Source organism: Novosphingobium endophyticum, from assembly GCF_014640675.1.
In the GTDB taxonomy this organism is placed as follows: domain Bacteria; phylum Pseudomonadota; class Alphaproteobacteria; order Sphingomonadales; family Sphingomonadaceae; genus Novosphingobium; species Novosphingobium endophyticum.
Window position 1 is genome coordinate 1 of the sequence record NZ_BMHK01000010.1, and the last position, 23,316, is coordinate 23,316.

The 23,316-nt window shown below is 63.7% G+C and carries 25 protein-coding genes; 11 read left to right on the top strand and 14 right to left on the bottom strand.

Features of this window, described 5'->3' with window-relative positions; all coding sequences use genetic code 11:
- Window positions 1-319 precede the first annotated feature (319 nt).
- On the top strand, window positions 320-934 hold the full coding sequence (gene rpsD, locus IEX32_RS09000; RefSeq protein WP_188770659.1) for a 30S ribosomal protein S4: 615 nt from the start codon (window positions 320-322) through the stop codon (window positions 932-934).
- 167 nt (window positions 935-1,101) lie between these two features.
- Complete coding sequence (locus IEX32_RS09005; protein ID WP_188770661.1) at window positions 1,102-1,299, top strand: hypothetical protein; 198 nt, start codon at window positions 1,102-1,104, stop codon at window positions 1,297-1,299.
- Here IEX32_RS09005 and tgt read toward each other — a convergent pair whose 3' ends face one another.
- The 9 genes from tgt to IEX32_RS09050 all read right to left on the bottom strand — a co-directional run bounded on the left by tgt (window position 1,300) and on the right by IEX32_RS09050 (window position 8,859).
- Window positions 1,300-2,427 (bottom strand): tRNA guanosine(34) transglycosylase Tgt, encoded by a 1,128-nt coding sequence (gene tgt / locus IEX32_RS09010; RefSeq protein ID WP_188770663.1) that lies wholly within the window; start codon window positions 2,425-2,427, stop codon window positions 1,300-1,302.
- Between the two features lie 20 nt (window positions 2,428-2,447).
- The gene (locus IEX32_RS09015; protein ID WP_229736269.1) at window positions 2,448-3,485 is read right to left on the bottom strand and encodes a DUF481 domain-containing protein; all 1,038 of its coding nucleotides are present in this window, start codon (window positions 3,483-3,485) and stop codon (window positions 2,448-2,450) included.
- A gap of 27 nt (window positions 3,486-3,512) precedes the next feature.
- Window positions 3,513-4,286, bottom strand: coding sequence for an ABC transporter permease (locus IEX32_RS09020; protein ID WP_188770665.1), 774 nt, complete (start codon window positions 4,284-4,286; stop codon window positions 3,513-3,515).
- Window positions 4,283-5,218: an ABC transporter ATP-binding protein gene (locus tag IEX32_RS09025; protein WP_188770666.1), complete on the bottom strand. Its 936-nt coding sequence runs from the start codon at window positions 5,216-5,218 to the stop codon at window positions 4,283-4,285. Before IEX32_RS09025 ends, IEX32_RS09020 begins: the two co-directional genes overlap by 4 nt.
- 102 nt (window positions 5,219-5,320) lie before the next feature.
- The gene (queA, locus tag IEX32_RS09030) at window positions 5,321-6,349 is read right to left on the bottom strand and encodes a tRNA preQ1(34) S-adenosylmethionine ribosyltransferase-isomerase QueA (protein ID WP_188770668.1); all 1,029 of its coding nucleotides are present in this window, start codon (window positions 6,347-6,349) and stop codon (window positions 5,321-5,323) included.
- A 55-nt stretch (window positions 6,350-6,404) separates the two neighbouring features.
- Complete coding sequence (locus IEX32_RS09035; RefSeq protein WP_188770670.1) at window positions 6,405-7,085, bottom strand: peptidylprolyl isomerase; 681 nt, start codon at window positions 7,083-7,085, stop codon at window positions 6,405-6,407.
- Between the two features lie 89 nt (window positions 7,086-7,174).
- Entirely contained in the window at window positions 7,175-7,693 is a 519-nt protein-coding gene (gene coaD / locus IEX32_RS09040) for a pantetheine-phosphate adenylyltransferase (RefSeq protein ID WP_188770672.1), read from the bottom strand.
- Window positions 7,693-8,601 carry a polyprenyl synthetase family protein gene (locus IEX32_RS09045; RefSeq protein ID WP_188770674.1) on the bottom strand — a complete coding sequence of 303 codons (909 nt, stop codon included), beginning with the start codon at window positions 8,599-8,601 and terminating at the stop codon, window positions 7,693-7,695. Before IEX32_RS09045 ends, coaD begins: the two co-directional genes overlap by 1 nt.
- A 3-nt stretch (window positions 8,602-8,604) precedes the next feature.
- Window positions 8,605-8,859 (bottom strand): exodeoxyribonuclease VII small subunit, encoded by a 255-nt coding sequence (locus IEX32_RS09050; RefSeq protein WP_188770676.1) that lies wholly within the window; start codon window positions 8,857-8,859, stop codon window positions 8,605-8,607.
- A gap of 123 nt (window positions 8,860-8,982) precedes the next feature.
- On the opposite strand from IEX32_RS09050, the gene purL reads away from it, so the two are divergent.
- Window positions 8,983-11,142 carry a phosphoribosylformylglycinamidine synthase subunit PurL gene (gene purL / locus IEX32_RS09055; RefSeq protein WP_188770678.1) on the top strand — a complete coding sequence of 720 codons (2,160 nt, stop codon included), beginning with the start codon at window positions 8,983-8,985 and terminating at the stop codon, window positions 11,140-11,142.
- Between the two features lie 138 nt (window positions 11,143-11,280).
- Here purL and IEX32_RS09060 read toward each other — a convergent pair whose 3' ends face one another.
- Both IEX32_RS09060 and serB read right to left on the bottom strand, forming a co-directional pair.
- On the bottom strand, window positions 11,281-11,580 hold the full coding sequence (locus IEX32_RS09060; protein WP_229736270.1) for an endonuclease domain-containing protein: 300 nt from the start codon (window positions 11,578-11,580) through the stop codon (window positions 11,281-11,283).
- Window positions 11,581-11,692: 112 nt separating this feature from the next.
- Window positions 11,693-12,577, bottom strand: coding sequence for a phosphoserine phosphatase SerB (gene serB / locus IEX32_RS09065; protein WP_188770683.1), 885 nt, complete (start codon window positions 12,575-12,577; stop codon window positions 11,693-11,695).
- On the opposite strand from serB, the gene miaA reads away from it, so the two are divergent.
- The 8 genes from miaA to IEX32_RS09105 all read left to right on the top strand — a co-directional run bounded on the left by miaA (window position 12,570) and on the right by IEX32_RS09105 (window position 21,439).
- Window positions 12,570-13,556: a tRNA (adenosine(37)-N6)-dimethylallyltransferase MiaA gene (gene miaA / locus IEX32_RS09070; protein WP_188770685.1), complete on the top strand. Its 987-nt coding sequence runs from the start codon at window positions 12,570-12,572 to the stop codon at window positions 13,554-13,556. The two genes, serB and miaA, sit on opposite strands and share 8 nt — an antisense overlap.
- Before the next feature lie 215 nt (window positions 13,557-13,771).
- Entirely contained in the window at window positions 13,772-15,514 is a 1,743-nt protein-coding gene (locus IEX32_RS09075) for an acetolactate synthase 3 large subunit (RefSeq protein ID WP_188770687.1), read from the top strand.
- A gap of 22 nt (window positions 15,515-15,536) precedes the next feature.
- Window positions 15,537-16,055: an acetolactate synthase small subunit gene (gene ilvN, locus IEX32_RS09080; protein ID WP_188770689.1), complete on the top strand. Its 519-nt coding sequence runs from the start codon at window positions 15,537-15,539 to the stop codon at window positions 16,053-16,055.
- A 108-nt stretch (window positions 16,056-16,163) separates the two neighbouring features.
- On the top strand, window positions 16,164-17,183 hold the full coding sequence (gene ilvC / locus IEX32_RS09085; protein ID WP_188770691.1) for a ketol-acid reductoisomerase: 1,020 nt from the start codon (window positions 16,164-16,166) through the stop codon (window positions 17,181-17,183).
- A gap of 103 nt (window positions 17,184-17,286) precedes the next feature.
- Window positions 17,287-18,009 carry a YceI family protein gene (locus tag IEX32_RS09090; protein WP_188770693.1) on the top strand — a complete coding sequence of 241 codons (723 nt, stop codon included), beginning with the start codon at window positions 17,287-17,289 and terminating at the stop codon, window positions 18,007-18,009.
- A 1-nt stretch (window position 18,010) separates the two neighbouring features.
- A complete protein-coding gene (locus IEX32_RS09095; protein WP_188770695.1) occupies window positions 18,011-18,331 on the top strand; it encodes an I78 family peptidase inhibitor in 321 nt (106 codons plus the stop codon).
- Between the two features lie 302 nt (window positions 18,332-18,633).
- Window positions 18,634-20,301, top strand: a complete 1,668-nt coding sequence (gene leuA, locus IEX32_RS09100; protein WP_188770696.1) for a 2-isopropylmalate synthase — start codon at window positions 18,634-18,636, stop codon at window positions 20,299-20,301.
- Window positions 20,302-20,488: 187 nt separating this feature from the next.
- Window positions 20,489-21,439, top strand: coding sequence for an NAD(P)H-dependent flavin oxidoreductase (locus tag IEX32_RS09105; protein ID WP_188770698.1), 951 nt, complete (start codon window positions 20,489-20,491; stop codon window positions 21,437-21,439).
- Here the strand turns inward: IEX32_RS09105 and IEX32_RS09110 are convergent.
- The 3 genes from IEX32_RS09110 to IEX32_RS09120 all read right to left on the bottom strand — a co-directional run bounded on the left by IEX32_RS09110 (window position 21,394) and on the right by IEX32_RS09120 (window position 23,312).
- Complete coding sequence (locus IEX32_RS09110; RefSeq protein ID WP_188770700.1) at window positions 21,394-21,966, bottom strand: AHH domain-containing protein; 573 nt, start codon at window positions 21,964-21,966, stop codon at window positions 21,394-21,396. The two genes, IEX32_RS09105 and IEX32_RS09110, sit on opposite strands and share 46 nt — an antisense overlap.
- The gene (locus IEX32_RS09115; RefSeq protein ID WP_229736271.1) at window positions 21,963-22,640 is read right to left on the bottom strand and encodes a hypothetical protein; all 678 of its coding nucleotides are present in this window, start codon (window positions 22,638-22,640) and stop codon (window positions 21,963-21,965) included. Before IEX32_RS09115 ends, IEX32_RS09110 begins: the two co-directional genes overlap by 4 nt.
- A gap of 186 nt (window positions 22,641-22,826) precedes the next feature.
- Window positions 22,827-23,312: a flavodoxin family protein gene (locus tag IEX32_RS09120; RefSeq protein WP_188770702.1), complete on the bottom strand. Its 486-nt coding sequence runs from the start codon at window positions 23,310-23,312 to the stop codon at window positions 22,827-22,829.
- Between the last annotated feature and the right edge of the window lie 4 nt (window positions 23,313-23,316).

Consider the following 23,316-nt stretch of genomic DNA (forward strand, 5'->3'; position numbering starts at 1 on the left):
CCTGCGAACCGCACGACCCGAAATCTCCATCAGACGCAAGCGCAAACGCTCAGGCTGGTCCAACGACTTCGCTCGATCCATCATCGGCCAAATGCGATAGCCCTGGTTTGCAGGCGCTCGCCGCTTGACTTTCCCGACCAAGCCCGTAAGGGCCACCCCTTCACATGGCGCCTGCCCTTTCGGCAAGGTTCGTCCATTCGGCCCCGCACCCCGGTGAAGCGGCGGCCGCACCCGGCGCGCTAGGCCAGGTGGTGCTCCCCGGGACTTATGGATCGTGCGGCCACGGTGGCGGCACGGCAAGCAGAACGGAAGAAGACTTATGTCGAAGCGCAAGAGCGCCAAGTACAAACTCGACCGCCGCATGGGCGAGAACATCTGGGGCCGTCCGAAGAGCTCGGTCAACCGCCGCAGCTACGGCCCCGGCCAGCACGGCCAGCGCCGCAAGAGCAAGGTGTCCGACTACGGCATCCAGCTCCGCGCCAAGCAGAAGCTCAAGGGCTACTACGGCGACGTGACTGAGAAGCAGTTCAAGCGCACCTACCAGGAAGCGTCGAGCATGAAGGGCGACACCGGTCAGAACCTGATCGGTCTTCTCGAACAGCGCCTCGACATGGTCGTCTACCGCGCCAAGTTCGCGCCGACCATCTTCGCCGCCCGCCAGATCGTTTCGCACGGTCACATCCGCGTGAACGGCGTGAAGTGCAACATCGCCTCGCGCCGGATCAAGGTGGGTGACGTCATCAGCCTGGGCAACAAGGCCAAGGAAATGGCGCTGATCATCGAAGCCCAGGGCCTGCCCGAGCGTGAAGTCCCCGACTACGTGGCGCCGGACGGCACCGACAAGGTCACTTTCGTGCGCGTTCCGTCGCTCGACGAAGTGCCCTATCCGGTAAAGATGGAACCGAACCTCGTCGTCGAGTTCTACTCGCGTTAAGAGGGGCCGCTCCCTGCGAATGCAAAGGGAACGGACGCACATGATTTCGCAAAAGGGCGGTCCTTCGGGGCCGCCCTTTTCGCATCGGCGAGTGCCATCCACAAATTTGCACGGTCCGAAGATCCTGTAAGGAAACTGACACAGGCTTCGGGCAATGCGGCTGCATCATGACTTGCTACCGCTTTGTGACCCCTCGCCGTGCCGGAAAATGGTATCCCGACCTTGAAACCGCAAAGCGCTTTGCCTCCCAGATCGGCGCCGGTTTCCTCGATTCCCGAACCGGCCGCTTCGTAGCTTACGTCGGCACGGTGCTGGAGATCGGTCCGGCCACGGGTGGCAGTGCGCGAAGGCTGCTTCCCGCCTGACTACTTTCGCAGGTAATCGCGCCGGAAATCGCGCGCGAATGCCTGAAAGCGGCTCTCCGCGATAACGTCGCGCATGGCCTGCATGAGTTGCTGGTAGAATGAGACGTTATGCTCGGTCAGCAGCATGGCGCCCAGGATTTCGCCTGACCTGATCAGGTGGTGCACGTAGGCGCGGCTGTAGGTGTGGCACGTCGGACAGGCGCAGCGCTCGTCGATCGGGCTGGTATCTTCGGCATGACGGGCATTGCGCATATTGAGCGGGCCACTCCAGGTGAAAGCCTGGCCGTTGCGCCCCGAGCGGGTCGGCAGCACGCAATCGAACATATCGACCCCGCGTTCGACCGCGCCAACCAGATCGTCGGGCTTTCCCACGCCCATCAGGTAGCGCGGACGGTCGGCGGGAAGCTGACCAGGCGCGAAGTCGAGCGTGGCGAACATCGCCTCCTGCCCCTCACCCACGGCAAGCCCGCCGATGGCATAGCCGTCGAAACCGATGTCGTGGAGCGCGTCGGCCGAAGCCTTGCGGAGGCCCTCATCGAGCGCGCCCTGCTGGATGCCGAAGAGCGCGGCGTTTTCCGCATGCTCACCGCCGCTGTCGAAACCGTCGCGGCTACGCCTCGCCCAGCGCATCGACATTTCCATTGAACGTGCAATCTGGTCGCGCCCCTGATCGATTTTCGGGCATTCGTCGAAGCACATGACGATGTCCGAACCGAGCAGGCGCTGGATCTCCATCGAGCGCTCGGGGGTGAGCAGGTGGCGCGAACCGTCCAGATGGCTGGCGAAAGTCACGCCTTCCTCGGTGATCTTGCGCAAGTCGGACAGGCTCATCACCTGATAGCCGCCACTGTCGGTAAGGATCGGGCGCCCCCAGTTCATGAACTTGTGCAACCCGCCGAGACGCGCCACGCGCTCCCCGCCGGGGCGAAGCATCAGGTGATAGGTATTGCCCAGAATGATGTCCGCCCCGGCCGCGCGTACGCTTTCCGGCTTCATCGCCTTTACGGTGGCTGCGGTTCCCACCGGCATGAAGGCGGGTGTGCGGATCTCTCCGCGACGCATCCGGATGACGCCTGTGCGCGCCTTGCCGTCGGTAGCATGGAGGGTGAATTCGAAACGCGGGTTCATGACCGCGTCCGTTAGACCGGTCAGAACCCGTAGACCAGAGCGAAGCGGGAGATCGTGTCGGTCTTCACCGATCCGTCGGGCGGCGAAGTTTCATGCTCGATGGAGTAGGACAGTCTGGCCTTGAGCCCCTTGGCCATGCCCGCCTCGATCCCGGTCAGCGACGTGAACGTGCTGTTGTCCGATCCGACATAGCTCGAGGCATCTTCGGTGAACTTCAGCGCGCCGTTTATCTTCCAGTCGAAGTCAATCGACGTCAGCGTCGTCCAGGTCGTTTCGGAAGGTTGGGCGACAAAGCGGGTTCGCCGCACCGCCGGCCCCCCTTCCAGCGAGAGCGACAGGTCGCGGCGCTGGAGGACCCGGTAACCGAATCCGACTGATAACGAGTACCGGTCCCGGTACCCCTGGATCTCGTCCTTTTCGTATTGCAGTCGGCCAAACGTGAAGATGTCGTCGCTGAGGGTATAGCGCGGCTGATAGCTCGCGCCGTACTGTTCGCGGGTGATCGATCCCGAATCCTTCTGGTAATCCGCGCTGGCCAGGACCGTGTGTTCCCAGTCGATCCCCTTGCGATTCAGCTTGAGCGAACCGGTCACCCCGAAGTTGCTGGTATTGCCCGTGCCCCTGAAGGCACCGAGTTCGACCTTACCGGTCCACAGGTCGAGCACGCCCGAACTGCGAATGCGCTGAAGTTCGGCCTCGGTCTTCGCGGCGAGCGCCTCGGCCTTCTGGTCGAGGAAGGCGCGATGCATCGAGCGGATCTCGTCCTTGTCGTATGGCTGGGTCTCGATCGCCATCTTCACCACCGCCGCGACGGTGTTGGAATCGTCGGTGCGGATCGCCGCTTCGATCATCGCGCGTACGTTCCTGGGAAGACGTGGCGGCTCCACCGGAATGAACGGCGGCGGATAGACGTAGTCGGGCAAGATCAGCACAAGAGGCTCCGGCGGCTCCGGCTCGGCCGGAATATCCTGCACCACGGGCTGGTGAATGAGCTGCCCAGCCTGCGCCGGAATGGCGACAAGGACGAGCGGAAGCGCGGCCGGGAGAAACTGCTTCATTGGCATGACCGGGGCAGGACTACTCAATCAGGTTCGAAGGCGCCAGCCCGTCTTGAATATCCACGCGATGAACCCGACGCAAATCGCGAGGAACACCAGCGTCATGGCCAGCGAAACGCCGATGGAAACATCAGAACTGCCGTAAAAGCACCAGCGCAGGCCGTTGACCAGATACACCACCGGATTGACCATGGCGATGGTGCGCCACGGTTCGGGCAGCATGTCGATCGAATAGAACGTCCCGCCGAGGAACGTCAGCGGCACGAGGATCAGGACCGGAACGACCCCGAGTTTCTCGAAGCTGTCCGCCCAGATTCCCAGAATGAATCCGAAGAGCGAGAAGCTCGCGGAAACCAGCAGAATGAAGCCAAGCGCATAGAGCGGATGGATGATGGTGTAGTCGACGAAGAATGTCGCTGTGACGAGAATGATTGCGGCGAGAATAAGGGACTTGGTCGCGGCCGCGCCTACGAAACCGACCAGCGTCTCGCCCACGCCGACAGGCGCGGAGAGCGGCTCATAGATCGCACCGGTGAAGCGCGGCATGTAGATGCCGAAGCTGCCGTTTGACGTGCTTTCCGTGAGAAGCGTGAGCAGCAGCAGGCCCGGCACGATGAACGCGCCGTAGTTGACCCCGGCCATGCCGGAATCCAGCCGCCCACCGATCGCCGCGCCGAAGACGACGAAATAGAGCATCGTCGTCAGAACGGGGCCGAGGATGGACTGCATGGCCGTGCGCAGCGCGCGCATGACCTCGCGCTTGTAGATGGTCCAGGTGCTGCGGACGTTGAAAACGATCATTGTTCCGCTCCATCCAGAAGATCGACGAAGATTTCCTCGAGGCTGGACTCGCGGATGTCGAGGGAAGTGTAGTCGATCCCGGCGGCGATGAGCGCCTTGGTCAGATCGGCGACTTCAGCCTTGCCCCCGCCTGCTCCGTCGCCGCCGCGGTAGGAAAGTTCGCTGCCGCCATCGGTCAAGGAAACGGAAAAGCCGTTCAATGTGCCGGGCAACTGCGCCAGCGGCCGGGCAAGGGTGATGCGGGCCTCGGTGCGGCCGAGCTGCTTCATCATTACCGCCTTCTGCTCGACCATGCGGATGCGGCCGGCCTGAATGATCCCCACCCGGTCAGCCATTTCCTCGGCTTCCTCGATGTAGTGGGTGGTGAGGATGACGGTCGTTCCCAGTTCCCGCAGCTTTGCGATCTGCTGCCACATGCCGCGCCGCAGCTCGACGTCGACGCCGGCGGTGGGCTCGTCCAGGAACAGCAGTTCCGGCTCATGCGCGAGGGCCTTTGCGATGAGCAGGCGGCGTTTCATGCCGCCGGACAGCGCCCGGATCTGCTCATCGCGCTTGTCCCAAAGACTCAGTGCGCGAAGAATCTCCTCGATCTTCGCGGGGTCAGGCGCAAGGCCGAACAGCCCCCGCGAATAGTTGACCGAGTGAATCACCTTCTCGAACATGTCCGTGGCGAGTTCCTGCGGAACCAGCCCGATACGCGCGCGCAAGCTGCGCCAGTGCGTCCGCATGTCCTCGCCAAACGCACGGATCGTGCCGGAGGTGGGGCGCACCAGGCCGCACACGGCACCGATCAACGTGGTCTTGCCCGCGCCGTTCGGCCCGAGAAGCGCGAATATCTCACCCTTCCTGATGTCCAGATCGACACCCTGAAGCGCGGTGAGACCGCCTGGATAGACTTTGGTCAGCCCGCGAATTTCGAGAATGGAGTCCATGTCGCCTTGATGGGCGATTGCGGTGTCAGTTCCAAGTCCACGTCGCTGCAAATAAGATGCAATTCCCACAGGCGAGTTGCTTTCGCCAGGGCGGCCGCCTCCTCAGGGAATCAGCAGGCTGGAATCGCCATAGGAATAGAAGCGGTATTCCTCCGCGATGGCATGGGCATAGACGGCCTGCATCCGCTCCAGCCCCATCAGCGCAGAGACCAGCATGAACAGCGTTGATTTCGGCAGGTGAAAGTTGGTCATCAATCCGTCGATCGCCTTGAAGCGATAGCCGGGCGTGATGAAGATCGCGGTATCGCCCTCGAAAGGCCGTATGATCTTGTCCTCGCCCGCAGCGCTCTCCAGTAGCCGCAGCGATGTCGTGCCCACGGCGATGATGCGCCCACCCGCTGCTCTTGCCGCATTGAGACGATCGGCCGTATCTTCGTCAATTCTCCCCCATTCAGCATGCATGCGGTGCTCGGCGGTGTCCTCCACCTTGACCGGCAGGAACGTGCCCGCCCCTACATGGAGCGTCAGAGTCTCGCGCGCGACCCCCGCCGCATCGAGCCGTTCGACGAGGTCGGGCGTGAAATGCAGCGCTGCCGTCGGCGCGGCTACCGCGCCCTGCTCGCACGCGAACATGGTCTGGTAGTCGCTGCGATCCGCCTCGTCGGTTTCGCGCTTGCCCGCGATATAGGGCGGTAGCGGCATGCGCCCTGCCCTTTCGAGCAGGACTTCGACCGGCTCGTCGCCTTCGAAGGCCAGCGTCCAGCTTCCATCCGGGTGCCGCTCCTCGGCGAAGGCCGCGACGCCGGCGGGAAAGGCGATGCGATCGCCGGGCTTCAGACGCTTGGCGTTGCGCACGAAGGCCTGCCAGCGGCGCAGATCGACACGCTTGTGGAGCGTGGCGCCGATCCCCGCATCACCGCGCCGGCCTTCGAGCTGAGCGGGAATCACGCGGGTATTGTTGAAGACCAGCACGTCTCCGGCGCGCAGCAGATCCGGCAGGTCGCGCACATGGCGATCCGCGAAGGGCGCATCGCCGTCCGCCACGAGCATGCGTGCCGCATCGCGCGGCTTCGCGGGCCGCAGGGCGATGCGTTCGGGCGGCAGATTGAAGTCGAAAAGCTCAACGCGCATGGCGGCCCGCTAGAACAGAGTTCAGCCTTCGACAAGCTCGGCCCGAGCCTGAAACTCAGTCGGACGAGGAGTTGCTCAGATCGCCTGCGGTAATCGAGGCCGCGGGAATCGCGGTTGCAGCCGCCGCAGGCGGCGCCTCGTGCTGGGATGCGAGCGATGCCTGTACTACCCGCGTCGGGTTCTGCGGCGGTTCGCCGCGCTGAACCTTGTCGACGTACTGCATCCCGGAGATCACGCGGCCGAGCACCGTATATTTGTGATCGAGCGAGAAGCGCGGGTAGAACATGATGAAGAACTGGCTGTTGGCGCTGTTCGGATCATTCGTGCGTGCCATTGACACCGTGCCGCGCAAGTGCGGCATCGAATTGAATTCCGCGTTGAGGTCCGGCAGCTGCGAACCGCCCTGCCCGGTCCCGGTCGGGTCGCCGGTCTGGGCCATGAAGCCATCGATCACGCGGTGAAAGATCACGCCGTCATAGAAGCCCTGCCGAGCCAGCGTCTTGATACGCTCGACATGATTCGGCGCCCATTGCGGCATGAGCCGGATCGCCACGCGGCCTCCGTCGGACAAGTCGAGATAGAGGACGTTATCGGGATCGTGGGCGGGATCGGTGTCCACCACGGGCGAAAGTGCCGGAGCGGCGGGTGCGGCCGGTTCCTTGTCCTTCGCCAGCACAGGCGTGGCCGCGAATGCAAGCCCGATCATCGTCACGGTCAATGGCAGGCGAAACTTCATCGAATACTCACAAGCTGAAAAACCAGTCACCACCGGGGCGATAATGCCCCTGCGCTGACGTGACAATGAACGAAACGACGCAGGCCAATTCAGTAGTCGCCCTGGATGCCATTCTCGGCGATCCGCGCGACGACCTCGTCACGCACCGCCGGACTGACGAATTTGGAGATATCGCCGCCGAACGTCGCGATCTCCTTCACCAGCTTGGAGGCGATCGGCTGCAGGCTGACGTCGGCCATCAGGAACACGGTCTCGATGCTCGGATTGAGCTGCTGATTCATTCCCGCCATCTGGTATTCGTATTCAAAGTCCGCGACCGCGCGCAGGCCGCGCACGATCAACGTGGCCTCCTGCTTTTCAGCGAACTTCATCAGCAGGGCGTTGAAGCCGACAACCGAAACGTTCTCGATCTCGAGATTCGCCACTTCGCGCTCGACCATGGCGATGCGTTCTACGGCAGTGAACAGCGGGTTCTTCGACATGTTGGTGGTGACGCCGATGATCAACCGGTCCACCAGCTTGGCGCCGCGCCGGATGATGTCGGCGTGCCCCCGCGTGATCGGATCGAATGTTCCGGGATAAACCCCGATGCGCTCACCCCGCTTCATCAATGATCCCTTTCGACGATATACCGCGCCACGGCGCGCAGGAGGTCGGCTTCCTTGCCGTGATGGGAAAGATGCGAAATCGCCTGGTCGACCAATAAACGCGCCTGTTCGCGCGCACGTTCGGCGCCAAGCAGCGAAACAAAGGTCTGTTTGCCGGCCCGCGCATCCTTCCCCACGGCCTTGCCCGCGACCCGGGCGTCGCCTTCGTGATCGATAAGGTCGTCGGCGATCTGGAAGGCAAGGCCTATGTCCCGTGCATATCCGCGCAAGTGCGTGCGCCCCTCTGGCACCACGCGCCCGAGGATGGCCCCCATCTCGACGGCGGCGGCAAGCAGCGCCCCGGTCTTGAGCTGCTGCAGCCGGGTGACGGTCTGCAGGTCGAACTCGCTCATCTCGGCGACGAGGTCCATCATCTGCCCCCCTGCCATGCCCTTCGAGCCGCTGGCGTGCCCAAGCGCCTGCACCAGTTCGATGCGCGTGAAAGGATCCGCGCTGGTCGCGGGATCGGCCAGGATCTCGAATGCGAAGACATGCAGCGAGTCGCCGGCAAGCACGGCGGTCGCCTCATCGAAAGCGACATGCACGGTGGGCTTGCCATGACGCATGGCGTCGTTGTCCATGCAGGGCAGGTCGTCGTGGATCAGCGAATAGACGTGTATCGCCTCGATCGCGACGGCGGCACGGACCGCCGCCCCGCGATCGACGCCGTACATTTCCGCCACCGACGTCAGAAGCAGCGGCCGCAGTCGCTTGCCGCCCCCGATAGCGGCATAGCGCATCGCTTCCACGAGCCGCGCCCGGGCGTCCCTGGGGACCGGAAGCAGCGCATCGAACGCACCGTCGATCTCGGCCGCGATGCGGGCAAGGGCGTCCGCGAGCAGCGAGTCGATCACGCCTGTCTGGCTCACGGCTCAGCGGTCCGGGGCGTCGAAAGGCTGCGTGGCCGCCGGCGTTCCGTCGGGGCCGGCCACGATCTTCTCGATCCGCGCCTGCGCGGCATCGAGCCGCTTCTGGCAATGCTTGCGCAATTCCTCACCGCGTTCGTAAAGCGTGATCGAATCCTCCAGCGGCACATCGCCGCTTTCGAGCCGTCGCACCACATCTTCCAGAGCGCGCAGGGCGTCTTCGAAGCTCAGGTTCGCGATGTTCGGTGTCTCTCCGTCCATGGCTCATGCAATGGCCGCGTCCTGTCGACCGGTCAAGGGTATGAACCGGAGAATCCCGGTAACGGGGCTACCGGGCGTGAACCGGGCTAGCGCGCGCGCGAGGACATGGCTAAGGCGCGTCGCATGAGCGGAATCACCCCTGACGTCGTCGAGGCCCACGGCCTCAACCCCGAGGAATACGAGCGCGTCCTGCACGCGCTGGGTCGGGAACCCAACCTTGTCGAACTCGGCATTTTCTCGGTCATGTGGTCGGAGCATTGCTCGTACAAGTCGAGCCGCTTCCACCTCAAGAAGCTGCCGACCGAGGCGCCCTGGGTGATCTGCGGCCCCGGCGAGAACGCGGGCGTGATCGACATCGGTGACGGCCAGGCCGCGATTTTCAAGATGGAGAGCCACAACCACCCCAGCTATATCGAGCCCTATCAGGGTGCGGCGACGGGCGTGGGCGGCATTTTGCGCGACGTCTTCACCATGGGCGCGCGGCCCGTGGCGAACATGAACGCGCTGCGCTTCGGACGGCCCGACCATCCCAAGATGAAGCACCTCGTGCAGGGCGTGGTCGCCGGCATCGGCGGCTACGGCAACTGCGTGGGCGTGCCGACCGTCGGCGGCGAGACGAACTTCCACAAGGCCTATGACGGCAACATCCTCGTCAACGCGATGACCGTGGGCGTGGCCGATACCGACAAGATTTTCTACTGCGCCGCCACCGGCCTGGGGAACCCGATCGTCTATGTCGGCTCCAAGACCGGGCGCGACGGCATCCACGGCGCCACCATGGCCAGCGCCGACTTCGACGAGAACAGCGATGAAAAGCGCCCGACCGTGCAGGTGGGCGACCCCTTCACCGAAAAACTGCTGATCGAGGCCTGCCTGGAGCTGATGGCGACCGACGCCATCGTTGCCATTCAGGACATGGGCGCGGCGGGCCTGACCTCAAGCTCGGTGGAGATGGCCAGCAAGGGCGGCGCCGGCATTCGGCTCGACATGAACAAGGTGCCGTGCCGCGAAGAAGGCATGACGCCTTACGAGATGATGCTGAGCGAGAGCCAGGAGCGCATGCTCATGGTGCTCAAGCCGGGCAAGGAAGCCATGGCCGAGGCGATCTTCACCAAGTGGGAACTCGATTTCGCGGTGATCGGCGAAGTGACCGATACCGGGCACATGGTGCTTGAGTTCAATGGCGAGGTCGTGTGCGACATTCCTCTCGGGCCGCTTGCGGACGATGCGCCCGAATATGAACGGCCTTACGTCAGTCCCGAGGAATACAAGGCCTGGGCCAAGGTACCCGAACTTGCCGACGTGCCGGAAAGCGTGGATCTGGGCGCGGACCTGCTCAAGCTGATGGGCTCGCCCGATCTCGCCTCGCGCCGCTGGATATGGGAACAGTACGACAGCCAGGTCGGCGCGGACACGATGCAGAAGTCGGGCGGCGATGCTGCCGTGGTACGCGTTCACGGGACGAACAAGGCGCTGGCGATCAGCACCGACTGCACCCCGCGCTACTGCTACGCCGATCCCTACGAAGGCGGCAAGCAGGCGGTGGCGGAAACTTATCGCAACATCAGCGCGGTTGGCGGATTGCCGCTGGCGATCACCAACTGCCTCAACTTCGCCAACCCGCAGCGCCCGCAGATCATGGCGCAGATCGTCGGTTGCCTGAACGGCATGGGCGATGCCTGCCGCGCGCTGGACTATCCGATCGTGAGCGGCAACGTCTCGCTCTATAACGAGAGCAAGGCCACCGGCGGCGGAAGCGCGATCCTGCCGACGCCAGCAATCGGCGGGGTCGGTCTGCTCACGGATCACGGCAGGATGGCGACCGTCGCCTTCAAGAACGAGGGCGATGAAATCTTCGTTTTGGGCGGCCCCGGAACGCATCTCGGCCAATCGATCTGGCTGCGCGAGATTGCGGGCAAGGAAGCCGGCGAGCCTCCCCGCGTCGATCTCAAGGCCGAATGCGCCAACGGCGCTACGGTGCGAGACTGGATCGCGGACAACAAGGTCACGGCGGTCCATGACATCAGCGATGGCGGTCTGCTGGTCGCGCTTGCGGAGATGGCGCTGGCCAGCGGCAAGGGCTGCCTTCTCGATGGCACCCTTACGACGGCGGAAGCCTTCGGTGAGGATCAGGGGCGCTACGTGGTGACGGCGCCTGCCGGTACCGAGCTTCCCGGCGCGATCAGGATCGGCACGGTTGGCGGAAGCACGGTGGCCGGTGTCGAGATTTCGGCGCTGCGCGAGAAAAGTGAAGCATTCTTCCGCGACTGGATGGAAGGATAACCCCTCCACCACCCGCTTCGCGGGCGGTCCCCCTCCCCATTGCTTCGCAACGGGGAGGATTTTGGTTCCTCGGACTCCTCCCTGTTTTGCATGGCAAAATGGGGAGGTGGCATTCGCGCAGCGAATGACGGAGGGGTATCAGCGCCCACCGCAAGCGCGGACGATGGCTTCCACCGCTTCGTCCACCGAGCGCAAAACTTCGCTCGCGGGAATGCGAATCACCCGGATTCCCTTTGCCTCAACCCACGCATCCCGCGCGACGTCACGACCCGGATTATCTCCCATGTCGTGCGCGATGCCGTCAATTTCGATCACTGACTTGGCCGCAGGGCAATAGAAATCGAATACGTAAGGGCCAAGCGGATGCTGGCGGCGGAACTTGATGCCAAGCGGTGACTGCCGGAGCCGTTGCCAGATCAGCACCTCGGGCAAGGTCATTTCGCGGCGGAGGCGGCGGGCCTTGCGAATTGTTGCGATCGGTGGCGGCATGAACTTCCCCCTCCCCATCGCTTCGCAACGGGGAGGATTGGAGGGAAGTTAAACTCCTGTATCAGCCCTTCACCCAGTCCTTTTCGGGAATCCCCAGAAGGCGCAGCACCGAGGTCAGATCCCCCCGGTCGATCCAGCCATTGGCGGCGGCGCGGGCCTTGGGTTTGGCGTGATAGGCGATGCCGTACGTCGCGGCCTGGAGCATGGGGATGTCGTTGGCACCGTCGCCGGTGGCAAGGCTGGTCGCCCCTTCGCTCTCCTCGGCCATGATCGAGAGGAGCGTGCCCTTCTTCACCGCGCTGTCCACGATTCCGCCGACGAGCCCACCGGTCAGCTTGCGCCCCGAAACCTCGAGACGATTGCCGATGACCTGCTCGAAACCAAGCGATTCCGCGACGGGATCGGCGAAATGATGGAATCCTCCCGTCACCAGCACGGTGCGGCACCCCAGCTTCTTGAGCGTCCCGACCACGGTTTTCGCGCCAGGCATCGGCCGGATACGCCCGGCCAGGCACTGGTCGATGGCATCGATGGAGAGCCCCGAAAGCAGGCCGACGCGCTCCCGCAGGGCCTGTTCGAAATCCAGCTCGCCCTGCATGGCACGCTCAGTGATGGCGGCGATCCTGTCCTTGAGACCGGCGAAATCCGCCAGCTCGTCTATGCATTCCTGCCCGATCATGGTCGAGTCCATGTCGGAAATGAAAACGGCCGGAACGATTGGCTCATGGGAACAGACGAGGCCGTCGGTCGGCGAAAAGTGCGCATCGAGCGAGCTGCGAAGCGCCGCCGCATCGTCATCTGGCGATTCGATCTGCATGGTCTGGCCGCAGAAGTCGAGCATGGCCGCCTCGGCAAGCCGGATGCCCCGTTTTTCCATGTCGGCGCGCGCTGCGTCAATTCTTGCCGAGAGGTGGTCCGGTTCTGCTATCAGCCGGGCAATGAGCACTGCGAATTCCCTTGATGCGCCTTACGATCTCGAAGCCGGAAACCGGCCGCCGCTGGCGCTCATCGCAGGGCCGACCGCGAGCGGCAAGAGCGATTGTGCGGTCATGCTGGCACAGCACCTCGAAAAACGCGGGAAACGCGGCGTCATCGTCAATGCCGACAGCTCGCAGGTCTATGCCGACCTGTCGGTTCTCAGCGCCCGCCCGTCGCCCGAAGAAATGGGCGGCATCGAGCATCGCCTTTTCGGGAGATGGGACGGCGCGCAGGGCTGTTCGGCGGCGGACTGGGCCAACGCCGCACGCGAAACCATCGGCCGGCTTCACCGCGAGGGCGCGGTGCCGATCCTCGTCGGCGGTACCGGCTTATATATAAGGACCTTGCTGGAAGGCATCGCGCCTGTCCCCCCGATAGACCCCGCGATCCGCGACGCCGTCCGCGCCCTGCCGGTAACGGAGGCCTATGCCGCGCTCAAGACGGAAGATCCTGAACGCGCCGCCCGCCTCGCTCCTGCGGACGGCACGCGCATTGCGCGCGCGCTGGAGGTCGTCCGCTCCAGCGGCAGGACGCTGACCCAATGGCAAGCCGAGACGACCGGCGGCATTGGCGATCAGGTGTCCCTGTTTCCGGCCATCCTGCTTCCCGACAGGCAAGCGCTCTATCGGCGCTGCGACCTTCGCTTCGAGCGCATGATCGAACTGGGCGCCCTTGACGAAGTAAGGGTGCTTCTCGCCCGCGAACTCGACCCCTCGCTGCCTGTCATGCGCGCCATCGGGGTTCCCGAACTGTCCGGCGTGCTACAGGAAGCATGGGATCTGGACGAAGCCATTGCCCGGGGCGCGCAGGCAACCCGGAATTACGCGAAGCGTCAGTTTACCTGGCTTCGGCACCAGCCTCCCCGGCACTGGGCCAGGATCGAGTTTGATAGTTTTAATGAACGCCTCATTTCCGACCTTTTATTACGCAAATTTGGCTTGACGTAACATTTACGTTCCCTTAGTGGGCAGCAACACCTGCTGATGGAAGTAATGCAGGGAGGAGAGGATGACCCGGCACGACCATTGTCGTGTCGGGTCGGTTTCATTAGAGAGCGCCGTGCACTCCGAAACGCTTGTTTCCGGAGACAAGCCCACTATGGATGCGCGCTTTCGGATGCATCCCGCGTGTTCGGGGCATCGAATCGAAGAAGGAATGTGTTGTGAGTGAAGAGCGCAGCGGCGCGAACATCCTGGTCGAAAGCCTGATCAGGCAGGGTGTCGAATTCGTTTTCGGCTACCCCGGCGGTGCCGTGCTGCCCATCTATGACGCCCTTTTCGGCGAGGAGCGCATCCGTCACATTCTCGTGCGTCACGAGGCTGGCGCCGCCCACGCGGCGGAGGGTTATGCCCGTTCGACCGGCAAGCCCGGCGTCGTGCTCGTCACCTCCGGTCCCGGTGCGACAAATGCCGTCACCGGCATTGCCGATGCCTTCATGGATTCGATTCCGCTGGTGGTCATCACTGGCCAGGTCCCTACCGGACTGATCGGTTCGGATGCGTTCCAGGAAGCTGACACGGTCGGCATCTCGCGCCACTGCACGAAGCACAACTATCTCGTGAAGGACCCTGCCGATCTGGCCGGGGTGATCGACGAAGCGTTCGAGATCGCCACCACCGGCCGTCCCGGCCCGGTCCTGATCGACATTCCCAAGGACGTGCAGATCGCAACGGCTGCGTGGAACGACGCCCCGGTCCAGCGCCGACAGCGCTATGCTCCGCGCACACGGGGCGCGACCGAGGAAATTGAACAGGCCGTCGCGATGATCGCCGCCGCCAAGGCGCCGATTCTCTATACTGGCGGCGGTGTCATCAACTCAGGCCCGCGCGCCACGGCGCTTCTGCGCGATCTTCAGACGAAGACCGGTGCGCCCGTCACGTCCACGCTGATGGGTCTGGGCGCCTTCCCGGCCGACCATGGCGACTGGCTCGGCATGCTGGGCATGCACGGCACCTATGAAGCCAACATGGCAATGAACCAGGCGGACCTGATCGTCTGCGTCGGCGCCCGCTTCGACGACCGCGTGACCGGCCGCCTCGATGCTTTCGCGCCGAATTCGAAGAAGATCCACATCGATATCGACCGCTCCTCGATCAACAAGACAGTCCGCGTCGACCTGCCGATCATAGGCGACTGCGCGCAGGTGATGGAGCAGATCCTCGACGCCTGGGGCAGCCGCAAGCCGCAGGACCTGACAGCGTGGAAAGCCCGGGTCGATACCTGGCGCGAGAAGAAAAGCCTCTCGTTCCCGGCGAACGCGAAGGCGATCATGCCGCAGCTCGCGATCCAGCGGCTTTTTGAGCTGACCAAAGACAAGGACCCGATCATCACCACCGAAGTCGGCCAACATCAGATGTGGGCCGCGCAGCACTTTCACTTTTTCGGTCCGAACAAGTGGCTGACCTCGGGCGGCCTCGGCACGATGGGCTATGGACTGCCCGCCGCGATCGGCGCGCAATGCGGCAATCCGGACAGCCTTGTCATCGACATCGCAGGCGACGCCTCGATCCAGATGAACATCCAGGAGATGGGCACCGCCACGCAGTACCGTCTGCCGGTCAAGATCTTCATCCTCAACAACGAGTGGATGGGCATGGTCCGCCAGTGGCAGGAACTGACCTACGAGAGCCGCTATTCGAACTCCTATTCGGACAGCCTGCCCGATTTCGTGAGGCTGGCCGAGGCCTATGGCTGGAAGGGCATCCGCATCGCCAGCGAAAGCGAACTCGACGCCGGCATCCAGGAGATGATCGACTACCAGGGGCCCGTGATCGTCGATTGCAGGGTCCATAACGAGGCGAACTGCTTCCCGATGATCCCCTCGGGCGCGGCACACACCGAAATGCTCCTCTACGGCGATGCCGTGGCCGGAACCATGGACGACGAAGCCAAAGCGCTCGTCTGATCCGGTCACGAAGGAAAACACGATGATGCACATCAAGCACGAGGCCGAGGAACGGCACGTCCTGACCGTTACGGTCGACAACGAGGCCGGCATCCTCGCCAAGATCGCCGGCCTGTTCACCGCGCGCGGCTATAACATCGACAGCCTGACCGTGGCCGACATCACCGAGAACCACGCGGTGAGCCGGATCACTATCGTCACGCACGGCCCGCCGAGCCAGATCGATCAGATCCACGCCCAGCTCGAGAGGCTTGTCCCGGTACACAAGGTCGTCGACCTCACCGAAGTCGGCCCCTTCGTCCAACGCGAACTGGCGCTGGTGAAGGTCTCCGGTACGGGCGAGAAGCGCGTTGAGGCGCTGCGCGTCGCGGACGTGTTCCGTGCCAAGACGGTGGATACAACCACCTCCAGCTTTGTCTTCGAGCTGACCGGCGCGCCGGACAAGATCGACAGCTTCGTCGCCATCATGCGCGAACTCGGCCTGGTCGAGGTCGGCCGCACCGGGGTCGTCGGCATGATCCGGGGTGCGGAAGAGGCCTGAATTTAAGTTTGCGTCGTCCCGGACCGATCCGGGACCGCTGGCCACCAGCGCGGCGCATGATCGACAGCGGTCCCGGATCAGGTCCGGGACGACGAGAAGGAAAGACGAATGAAAGTCTATTACGACGCCGATTGCGACATCAACCTGATCACCGGCAAGAAGATCGCCGTGCTGGGTTACGGCAGCCAGGGCCACGCCCATGCCCAGAACCTGCGTGACAGCGGAGTCAAGGAAGTCGCCATCGCCCTGCGCGAAGGATCGGCCACCGCCAAGAAGGCCGAGGGCACCGGCTTCAAGGTGCTTTCGAATGCCGAGGCCGCCAAGTGGGCCGACATCCTCATGATCCTCGCGCCCGACGAGCATCAGGCCGCGATCTACGCCGAGGACCTCCACGCCAACATGAAGCCCGGCGCGGCGATCGCTTTCGCTCACGGCCTCAACGTCCACTTCGGCCTGATCGAGCCGCGCGCCGACATCGACGTAATCATGATCGCCCCCAAGGGTCCCGGCCATACCGTGCGCAGTGAATACCAGCGCGGCGGCGGCGTGCCCTGCCTCGTGGCCGTGCACCAGGACGTCACCGGCAACGCGCATGACATCGCCCTCGCCTATGCCTCGGGCGTCGGCGGCGGCCGTTCGGGCATCATCGAGACCAATTTCCGCGAGGAATGCGAAACCGACCTGTTCGGCGAACAGGCCGTGCTCTGCGGCGGCACCACCGCCCTCATCCAGGCGGGTTTCGAAACGCTGGTCGAAGCCGGCTACGCGCCCGAAATGGCCTATTTCGAGTGTCTCCACGAACTGAAGCTGATCGTGGACCTGCTCTATGAAGGCGGCATCGCCAACATGCGTTACTCGATCTCGAACACCGCCGAATACGGCGACATCAAGACCGGCCCGCGCATCATCACCGAAGAGACCAAGAAGGAAATGAAGCGCGTGCTGGAAGACATCCAGTCGGGCCGTTTCGTGAAGGACTTCGTGATGGACAACCGTGCCGGCCAACCCGAGCTCAAGGCGTCCCGCAAGGCCGCTCTGCGCCACCCGATCGAGGAAACCGGCGCCAAGCTGCGCGCGATGATGCCCTGGATCGCAGCCAACCAGCTCGTCGACAAGTCGAAGAACTGAGCCTTTCGTAGTACCTCGGGCGAGCAGTTTTTGCTCGCCCGGAGGGAACCAACGCTCCCCAACCGTCGTTCAACCATGAACGAAACCAGGGGGAGATTGTCAGATGAACCGTTTGCTGGGCACGGCATGTGTACTGCCGCCAGCGCTGGCATTTGCCGCGGCTTTTGCAATGTCCACTTCCCTGCCCGCCCAGGACAGCGAAACGCCCCGGCCCAAGGTCGCCGCATCGCCGCCGGGCCGCCCCGATTCCTCGCTCGTCAGCGGTGGCCTGTACAAGGCAGATCCCGATCACACGCTCGTCGAATGGAGCGTCGATCACCTGGGCTTCTCACCCTATTTCGGACTCTTCGGCGATGTTACGGGTACGCTTCATCTCGAACCCCAGCGCCCGGAACAGGCCCGCGTCGCGGTAACGATCCCGGTCTCCAGCGTGACCGTCGTCAGCCCCGGCCTCAAGCAGCACCTGCTCAAGCCTCCCCGGACCGAAGGCGGAAAGCCGGACTTCTTCGGCCCCGCCCCTGAAGATGCCCGCTTCGTCTCGACGATGGTCAGGACCACCGGCGAGGATCAGGCGGAGATGACCGGCAATCTCACGCTCAACGGAATTACCAATCCCGTCACCCTCGACGTGCGTTTTCATGGCGCCGGCACCATGCCGAAAGCCATGGGCGGCGGCGAAGTGATCGGCTTCGAAGCCACCGGCACGTTCAAGCGCAGCGATTTCGGGATGGACTTCTCAATCCCGCTGGTTTCGGACAGAGTCGACCTCAGGATCGCCGCGGCCTTCATCAAGGATACCGGCGACAACCCATCGGGAGAAAACTGACATGCGGGCATCAGTGCAGACGGCGACGTTGACCGGACTTTGCGGCATCCTGCTCGCGCAGGCTGGCTGCTCGGCCGAAACGCCTGCCTCCGAAACGATGCCGCCACCGCCCACGCAGCAGGGATGCGGCGCGGAACAGCTTGGGGCCTACGTGGGCCAGTCCGGAACCGAAGAAGTCCTTTCCCGCATCCGCGAATGGCGCGGTGACAATCCGGTACGGGTGCTGAAGCCCGGCTCTGCCATGACGATGGATTACCGCCCCGGCCGCCTCAATATCTTTCTCGACGAACAGGGCCGGATCGAAGAGTTCAAGTGCAACTGATCGGCGCATGAGCGCAAGGCACTTGGGCGGGTAGCGAATCCCGGCCTTCGCCCCCTGAGAATCGGCGATCCGTCGCCTCGATGGCGCTCCATCCCGGCGCCGGACGGCATCGCGTTTTCCCCTTTACATCGCACAAACCCATCCCCATAGGCATAAGCATGACTGTCCGGCTTGGCCTTATTCTGCGACTTACCCGCCCTTGGGCGTGATGCAGTGCGTCGTTCTGGTCGGCGCGCTCGGCGCCCAAGGGATCAGAGACGACAACATCTGAAGAGCAGAATTCCCGAGCGAGACGTAAACTCATGACCATGCTGAAAGACCCTTCGGTCAAGTACCGCCCCTTCCCGCAGATCGACCTGCCGGATCGCCGCTGGCCGTCAAATGTCATCACCGAGGCGCCGCGCTGGCTTTCCACCGACCTGCGCGACGGCAACCAGGCCCTCATCGATCCGATGGGTGCAGAAAAGAAGACGCGTTTCTTCGATCTGCTCGTCAAGGTCGGGGTCAAGGAAATCGAGGTCGGCTTTCCGAGCGCGGGCGCGACCGAGTTCGATTTCATCCGGGGGCTGGTCGATTCGGGCCGGATTCCCGAGGATGTGCTGGTCCAGGTGCTTACCCAGTCGCGCCAGGACCTGATAGAGCGTTCGTTCGAAAGCCTGGCGGGCGTGCATGCCGCCATCGTCCACCTCTACAACGCGGTCTCGCCGCTGTGGCGTCAGGTCGTCTTCGGCATGGAGCAGTCGGAAGTCCGCCAGATCGCGGTCAACGGCGCCAAGGTCCTGCGCGATCAGGCGGCGAAGTACCCGCAGACCAGGTGGCACTTCGAGTACTCGCCCGAAACCTTCTCTACCGCTGAACTGGATTTCTCGATCGAGTGCTGCGAGGCGGTGATGGAAATACTCCGGCCCACGCCAGAAAACCCGATCATCCTCAACCTGCCGGCAACGGTCGAGGCGGCAACGCCCAACGTCTATGCCGACCAGATCGAGTATTTCTGCCGCAACCTGCCGAACCGGGAATCGGCCGTCATCTCGCTGCACACCCACAACGATCGCGGCACCGGAGTTGCGGCGGCGGAACTGGGCCTGATGGCCGGCGCCGACCGCGTCGAGGGCTGCCTGTTCGGAAACGGCGAGCGTACCGGCAACTGCTGCCTGGTGACAGTTGCCCTCAACATGTACACGCAAGGGATTGATCCCAGGCTGGATTTCTCTGACATCGACAACGTCATCCAGACCGTCGAGTACTGCAACCAGCTCAAGGTGCCCGAACGTCATCCTTATGGCGGTGAACTGGTCTTCACTGCATTCTCCGGCAGCCATCAGGACGCGATCAAGAAAGGCTTCACCGCGCAGGAAAAGCGCAACGACGAGCTCTGGGCCGTGCCTTATCTGCCGATCGACCCGGCGGACCTGGGTCGCAGCTACGAAGCGGTGATCCGGGTCAACTCGCAGTCGGGCAAGGGCGGCTTCGCCTGGGTGATCGAGCAGGATCAGGGTCTTAAGCTGCCCAAGCGGATGCAGGCGCACTTCTCGCGACATGTGCAGGACCTCGCCGACGAACTCGGCCGCGAACTGCAGGCGAGCGACATCTGGGAAGTGTTCCGCAAGGTCTACCGCCTCGACGAGCCGCAGCATTTCCAGCTGATCGACTGGGACGAGGCCAAGGGGCCGGATGGCAGCCGCGTGTTCGCCGGCAGGATCGGCGTCGACGGTAAGGAACAGTCCGTCTCCGGTCGCGGCAACGGCCTAATCTCATCGATCGTGGCGACACTGGCCGGGACATTCGATGTCCAGCTTGAAGTGCACGACTATGCCGAGCACTCGATGGGCCACAGCTCCGATGCCCGTGCGGCTGCCTATGTCGAATGCGTGACGGCGGATGGGCAGACCATCTGGGGCGTGGGCATCGACGAGGACGTGGCCACCGCCAGCGTAAGGGCCGTGCTCAGCGCAGCAAACGCCGCGTAGGGGGAACTCTTGCGCGGGGCATCCAGACCCGTGTGCGCCCCGTTGGCGAGCACGGGATGACCCCGGAAGGCAAGCGCGCCTGCTGGCCGCGAGGCTATGGGCACCGTAAGGGTGGCATGCCGCCGCGCCCTCGACAGGCCCGGCCTGCCACATTATGGCTCGCCTTGATCGCCTGAACGGATGAGACATGCCCCTGCCCGTGCCTTTCGAGAATCTGCGTCTTCCTGTCATCGCAGCGCCGATGTTCATCATTTCCAACCCGGAACTGGTGATTGCCCAGGTCCGTTCGGGGATCGTCGGCAGCTTTCCAGCACTCAATGCGCGCCCCGCGAGCCAGCTCGACGAGTGGCTTCACCGGATTTGCGAGGAAACAGCAGGTTGCGCCGCGCCATTCGCAGTAAACCTGATCGTGCACCGGACCAACAGCCGACTCGAGGAAGACCTTGCGGCATGTGCCAAATGGAAAGTGCCGCTCGTCATTACCTCGCTCGGTGCCCGCGAGGATGTAAACGCCGCCGTTCATGACTGGGGCGGCAAGGTGCTTCATGACGTCATCGACAACAGCTTTGCTCGCAAGGCGATCGAGAAAGGCGCCGACGGGCTGATCGCCGTCGCGGCCGGGGCTGGCGGTCATGCCGGCGTGCAGTCACCCTTCGCTCTGGTACAGGAAATCCGCGAGTGGTTCTCCGGACCGCTCGCCTTGTCTGGCGCGATAGCCTGCGGCCGCTCGATCCTGGCCGCCCAGGCCATGGGAGCCGACTTCGCCTACATGGGATCGCCCTGGATCGCCACGCCGGAGGCCAACGCCGCCGAAGGCTACAAGCAGGCCATCGTCGAAAGCCACGCTTCCGACATCATCTATTCCAACCTGTTCACGGGCGTGCATGGCAATTACCTGCGTCCTTCGATTCTCGCGGCGGGTATGGATCCCGACGACCTTCCCGACGGAGACAAGAGCCAGATGGACTTCGGCTCCGGCGGCAGTTCGGCGGCCAAGGCATGGAAGGATATTTGGGGCGCCGGCCAGGGAATCGGCGCGATCAAGGCGATCGAGCCGGTCGCGGATCGGGTCAAGGCGCTGCTTGCGCAGTATCAGGCCGCCAAAGCCGAACTGCGTTCGCGCACCGGCATGGGCTGAACCGAAGCCGCCGTCGCGCCCCAAAGCGCGTCCGCAAGGGCGTCCAGTTCGGAAAAATCGGCACCGGTTCCGAACGGGTCCTGGCGATTGAGCGTGAGCCGCCGCCTGCCCGAACCGAGCAGATAGCGCCTCAATGCCCGCTGGAGCAGGCCGAGGCGCATGTGCGCCTGCACCCTCGCCGCTTCCCGATCGCGCAAGCTCCGGACCGACCAGTCGGCCTCGATCTGGCCGACGCGGTCGATCACCAACTCGCTGTAATGGCGATGCGGTCCGCGATGGAGCGGCATGGCCATCCGCAGGGCGGTGCGCTCATCGCAGGGCAGCAGCAGTCCGTTTTCGCGGAAATTCTCGAAACGGCAGCGCTCATTGCCGATTGCCGCGAACATGCGCGAGAACTCCCGCGCTACCCGCAACTGGCGCGGCAGGAGATGGTGCAGCTGAAGCCCCGCGTCGTAGCCGGCGCGCCCTTTCCGGTTGACGGCGCGGAAGGGCAGGAATGGTCTCGGCCTCGCCCCGGCAGGCTTCATTCCTTGCGCCAGATCCACACGCGATTGCTGTACTGCGACGGTTCGGCGAGAAGCGTGATGCCGGGGCCGGATATCTCCTGCGCCTGCGTCAGGCGGCCCTTGCGCACAAGATAGTCGATGACGCGCAGAGCCAGCTTCACCGTGTCCGCATGGGTTTCTCCGGGTGCTCCGGCCATCTGGATCTCCTGCCCTGTAAAGTGAGCAAGGCCATGGCTTGCGACGCTGCCGTCGCTGGAGGGGAGCAAAGCTGTCAGGCCCAGCGCCGGGAACGCCCCGCCCGACAGCCAGTCGAGCACGCTGCGCGCGAAATAGCGCGGTTCCATGCGGGTACCGGCTGTGTGCCAGACCACGGCGGCAACCGGAAGGTTCAGCACAAGGTTCGCGGCGAGCCCGGCCAAAGCCCTGACGACCGGCTGCAGCCCGCCGCCTGCCGCGATATGGCCGCCCGGAACGAGGTCAATCGCCTCGAGCGGCTTATCGGCCGCGTCCTCGGCAAAACCGTAATTCTGACCGGGGACGCACGGTTCGGCGGGGTCCGCCGGCGCAAGTCCGCGAAGATCAAACGTCAGGCCGCTTGCGAGGATCTCCAGCCAGCCTTCGCTTTCGTCCGGCGAGTAACTGATCTGCCCGGAAATGCCGGCCATTTCGTTCGACGCGAACAACTGCTGCATCATGGCCGAGGTCGGACGTGAGCCAGGCGCAAACAGCAACGAGACCCTCAGGCCTCGCCCTCCGGGCGGCTGCTCCTCCAACAGCAATTCGCGATTATTCAAAGCCCGGTTCTCCACGCCGGATACTAGGCACGAAATACTTGCGAACGTCGAGTCTGTTAAGAAATTGGAAGAAGCACAGCGGGCAGTTCAGAATATTCCAAGCTCCAGCCCCTCAACCATTGCAGCACCCAAATTCCGGCATTCGTCCAGCCACTTGGCCGGCACCGTCTTGGGGGCAAGGATCGCTTCGGGCGTCTGCGCGGCAAGGTTGACGATGATCGGTTCGGCAACGCGCTTCAAGCGCCAGCCGGTGACGATTCGGTCGATCTGGGCCTGCGCGCCAGCTCCATCGGAACCCGCCGCAATCGCTGTGGCGTAGGCCCTGCCCTCTATGCGGCCAAGAACCGGATAGTAGCAGCGGTCGAACATTTCCTTCATCATCCCGGTCATGCTCGCAAGGTTTTCCGGGCAAACAAAGACATAACCGCGCGCCGAAAGCAGGTGTTCGGGCATGGTACCGGCAGCAGCGATCAGCCGCGCCTGATCGCCCGCGCCTTGCACCACTGCCTCGGCCATGGCCCGCGAGGCGCCGGTTCGGCTATGCCAGATTACCGCGAGCACGGGTTCAGTCATGGCG

Bases quoted from the DNA above. Each gene is read 5' to 3' on its own strand.
- rpsD (WP_188770659.1), top strand. From the start codon at position 320: ATGTCGAAGCGCAAGAGCGCCAAGTACAAACTCGACCGCCGCATGGGC.
- IEX32_RS09005 (WP_188770661.1), top strand. From the start codon at position 1,102: ATGACTTGCTACCGCTTTGTGACCCCTCGCCGTGCCGGAAAATGGTAT.
- tgt (WP_188770663.1), bottom strand. From the start codon at position 2,427: ATGAACCCGCGTTTCGAATTCACCCTCCATGCTACCGACGGCAAGGCG.
- IEX32_RS09015 (WP_229736269.1), bottom strand. From the start codon at position 3,485: ATGAAGCAGTTTCTCCCGGCCGCGCTTCCGCTCGTCCTTGTCGCCATT.
- IEX32_RS09020 (WP_188770665.1), bottom strand. From the start codon at position 4,286: ATGATCGTTTTCAACGTCCGCAGCACCTGGACCATCTACAAGCGCGAG.
- IEX32_RS09025 (WP_188770666.1), bottom strand. From the start codon at position 5,218: ATGGACTCCATTCTCGAAATTCGCGGGCTGACCAAAGTCTATCCAGGC.
- queA (WP_188770668.1), bottom strand. From the start codon at position 6,349: ATGCGCGTTGAGCTTTTCGACTTCAATCTGCCGCCCGAACGCATCGCC.
- IEX32_RS09035 (WP_188770670.1), bottom strand. From the start codon at position 7,085: ATGAAGTTTCGCCTGCCATTGACCGTGACGATGATCGGGCTTGCATTC.
- coaD (WP_188770672.1), bottom strand. From the start codon at position 7,693: ATGAAGCGGGGTGAGCGCATCGGGGTTTATCCCGGAACATTCGATCCG.
- IEX32_RS09050 (WP_188770676.1), bottom strand. From the start codon at position 8,859: ATGGACGGAGAGACACCGAACATCGCGAACCTGAGCTTCGAAGACGCC.
- purL (WP_188770678.1), top strand. From the start codon at position 8,983: ATGAGCGGAATCACCCCTGACGTCGTCGAGGCCCACGGCCTCAACCCC.
- IEX32_RS09060 (WP_229736270.1), bottom strand. From the start codon at position 11,580: ATGACCTTGCCCGAGGTGCTGATCTGGCAACGGCTCCGGCAGTCACCG.
- miaA (WP_188770685.1), top strand. From the start codon at position 12,570: ATGAGCACTGCGAATTCCCTTGATGCGCCTTACGATCTCGAAGCCGGA.
- ilvN (WP_188770689.1), top strand. From the start codon at position 15,537: ATGATGCACATCAAGCACGAGGCCGAGGAACGGCACGTCCTGACCGTT.
- ilvC (WP_188770691.1), top strand. From the start codon at position 16,164: ATGAAAGTCTATTACGACGCCGATTGCGACATCAACCTGATCACCGGC.
- IEX32_RS09090 (WP_188770693.1), top strand. From the start codon at position 17,287: ATGAACCGTTTGCTGGGCACGGCATGTGTACTGCCGCCAGCGCTGGCA.
- IEX32_RS09095 (WP_188770695.1), top strand. From the start codon at position 18,011: ATGCGGGCATCAGTGCAGACGGCGACGTTGACCGGACTTTGCGGCATC.
- leuA (WP_188770696.1), top strand. From the start codon at position 18,634: ATGACCATGCTGAAAGACCCTTCGGTCAAGTACCGCCCCTTCCCGCAG.
- IEX32_RS09105 (WP_188770698.1), top strand. From the start codon at position 20,489: ATGCCCCTGCCCGTGCCTTTCGAGAATCTGCGTCTTCCTGTCATCGCA.
- IEX32_RS09110 (WP_188770700.1), bottom strand. From the start codon at position 21,966: ATGAAGCCTGCCGGGGCGAGGCCGAGACCATTCCTGCCCTTCCGCGCC.
- IEX32_RS09115 (WP_229736271.1), bottom strand. From the start codon at position 22,640: ATGATGCAGCAGTTGTTCGCGTCGAACGAAATGGCCGGCATTTCCGGG.
- IEX32_RS09120 (WP_188770702.1), bottom strand. From the start codon at position 23,312: ATGACTGAACCCGTGCTCGCGGTAATCTGGCATAGCCGAACCGGCGCC.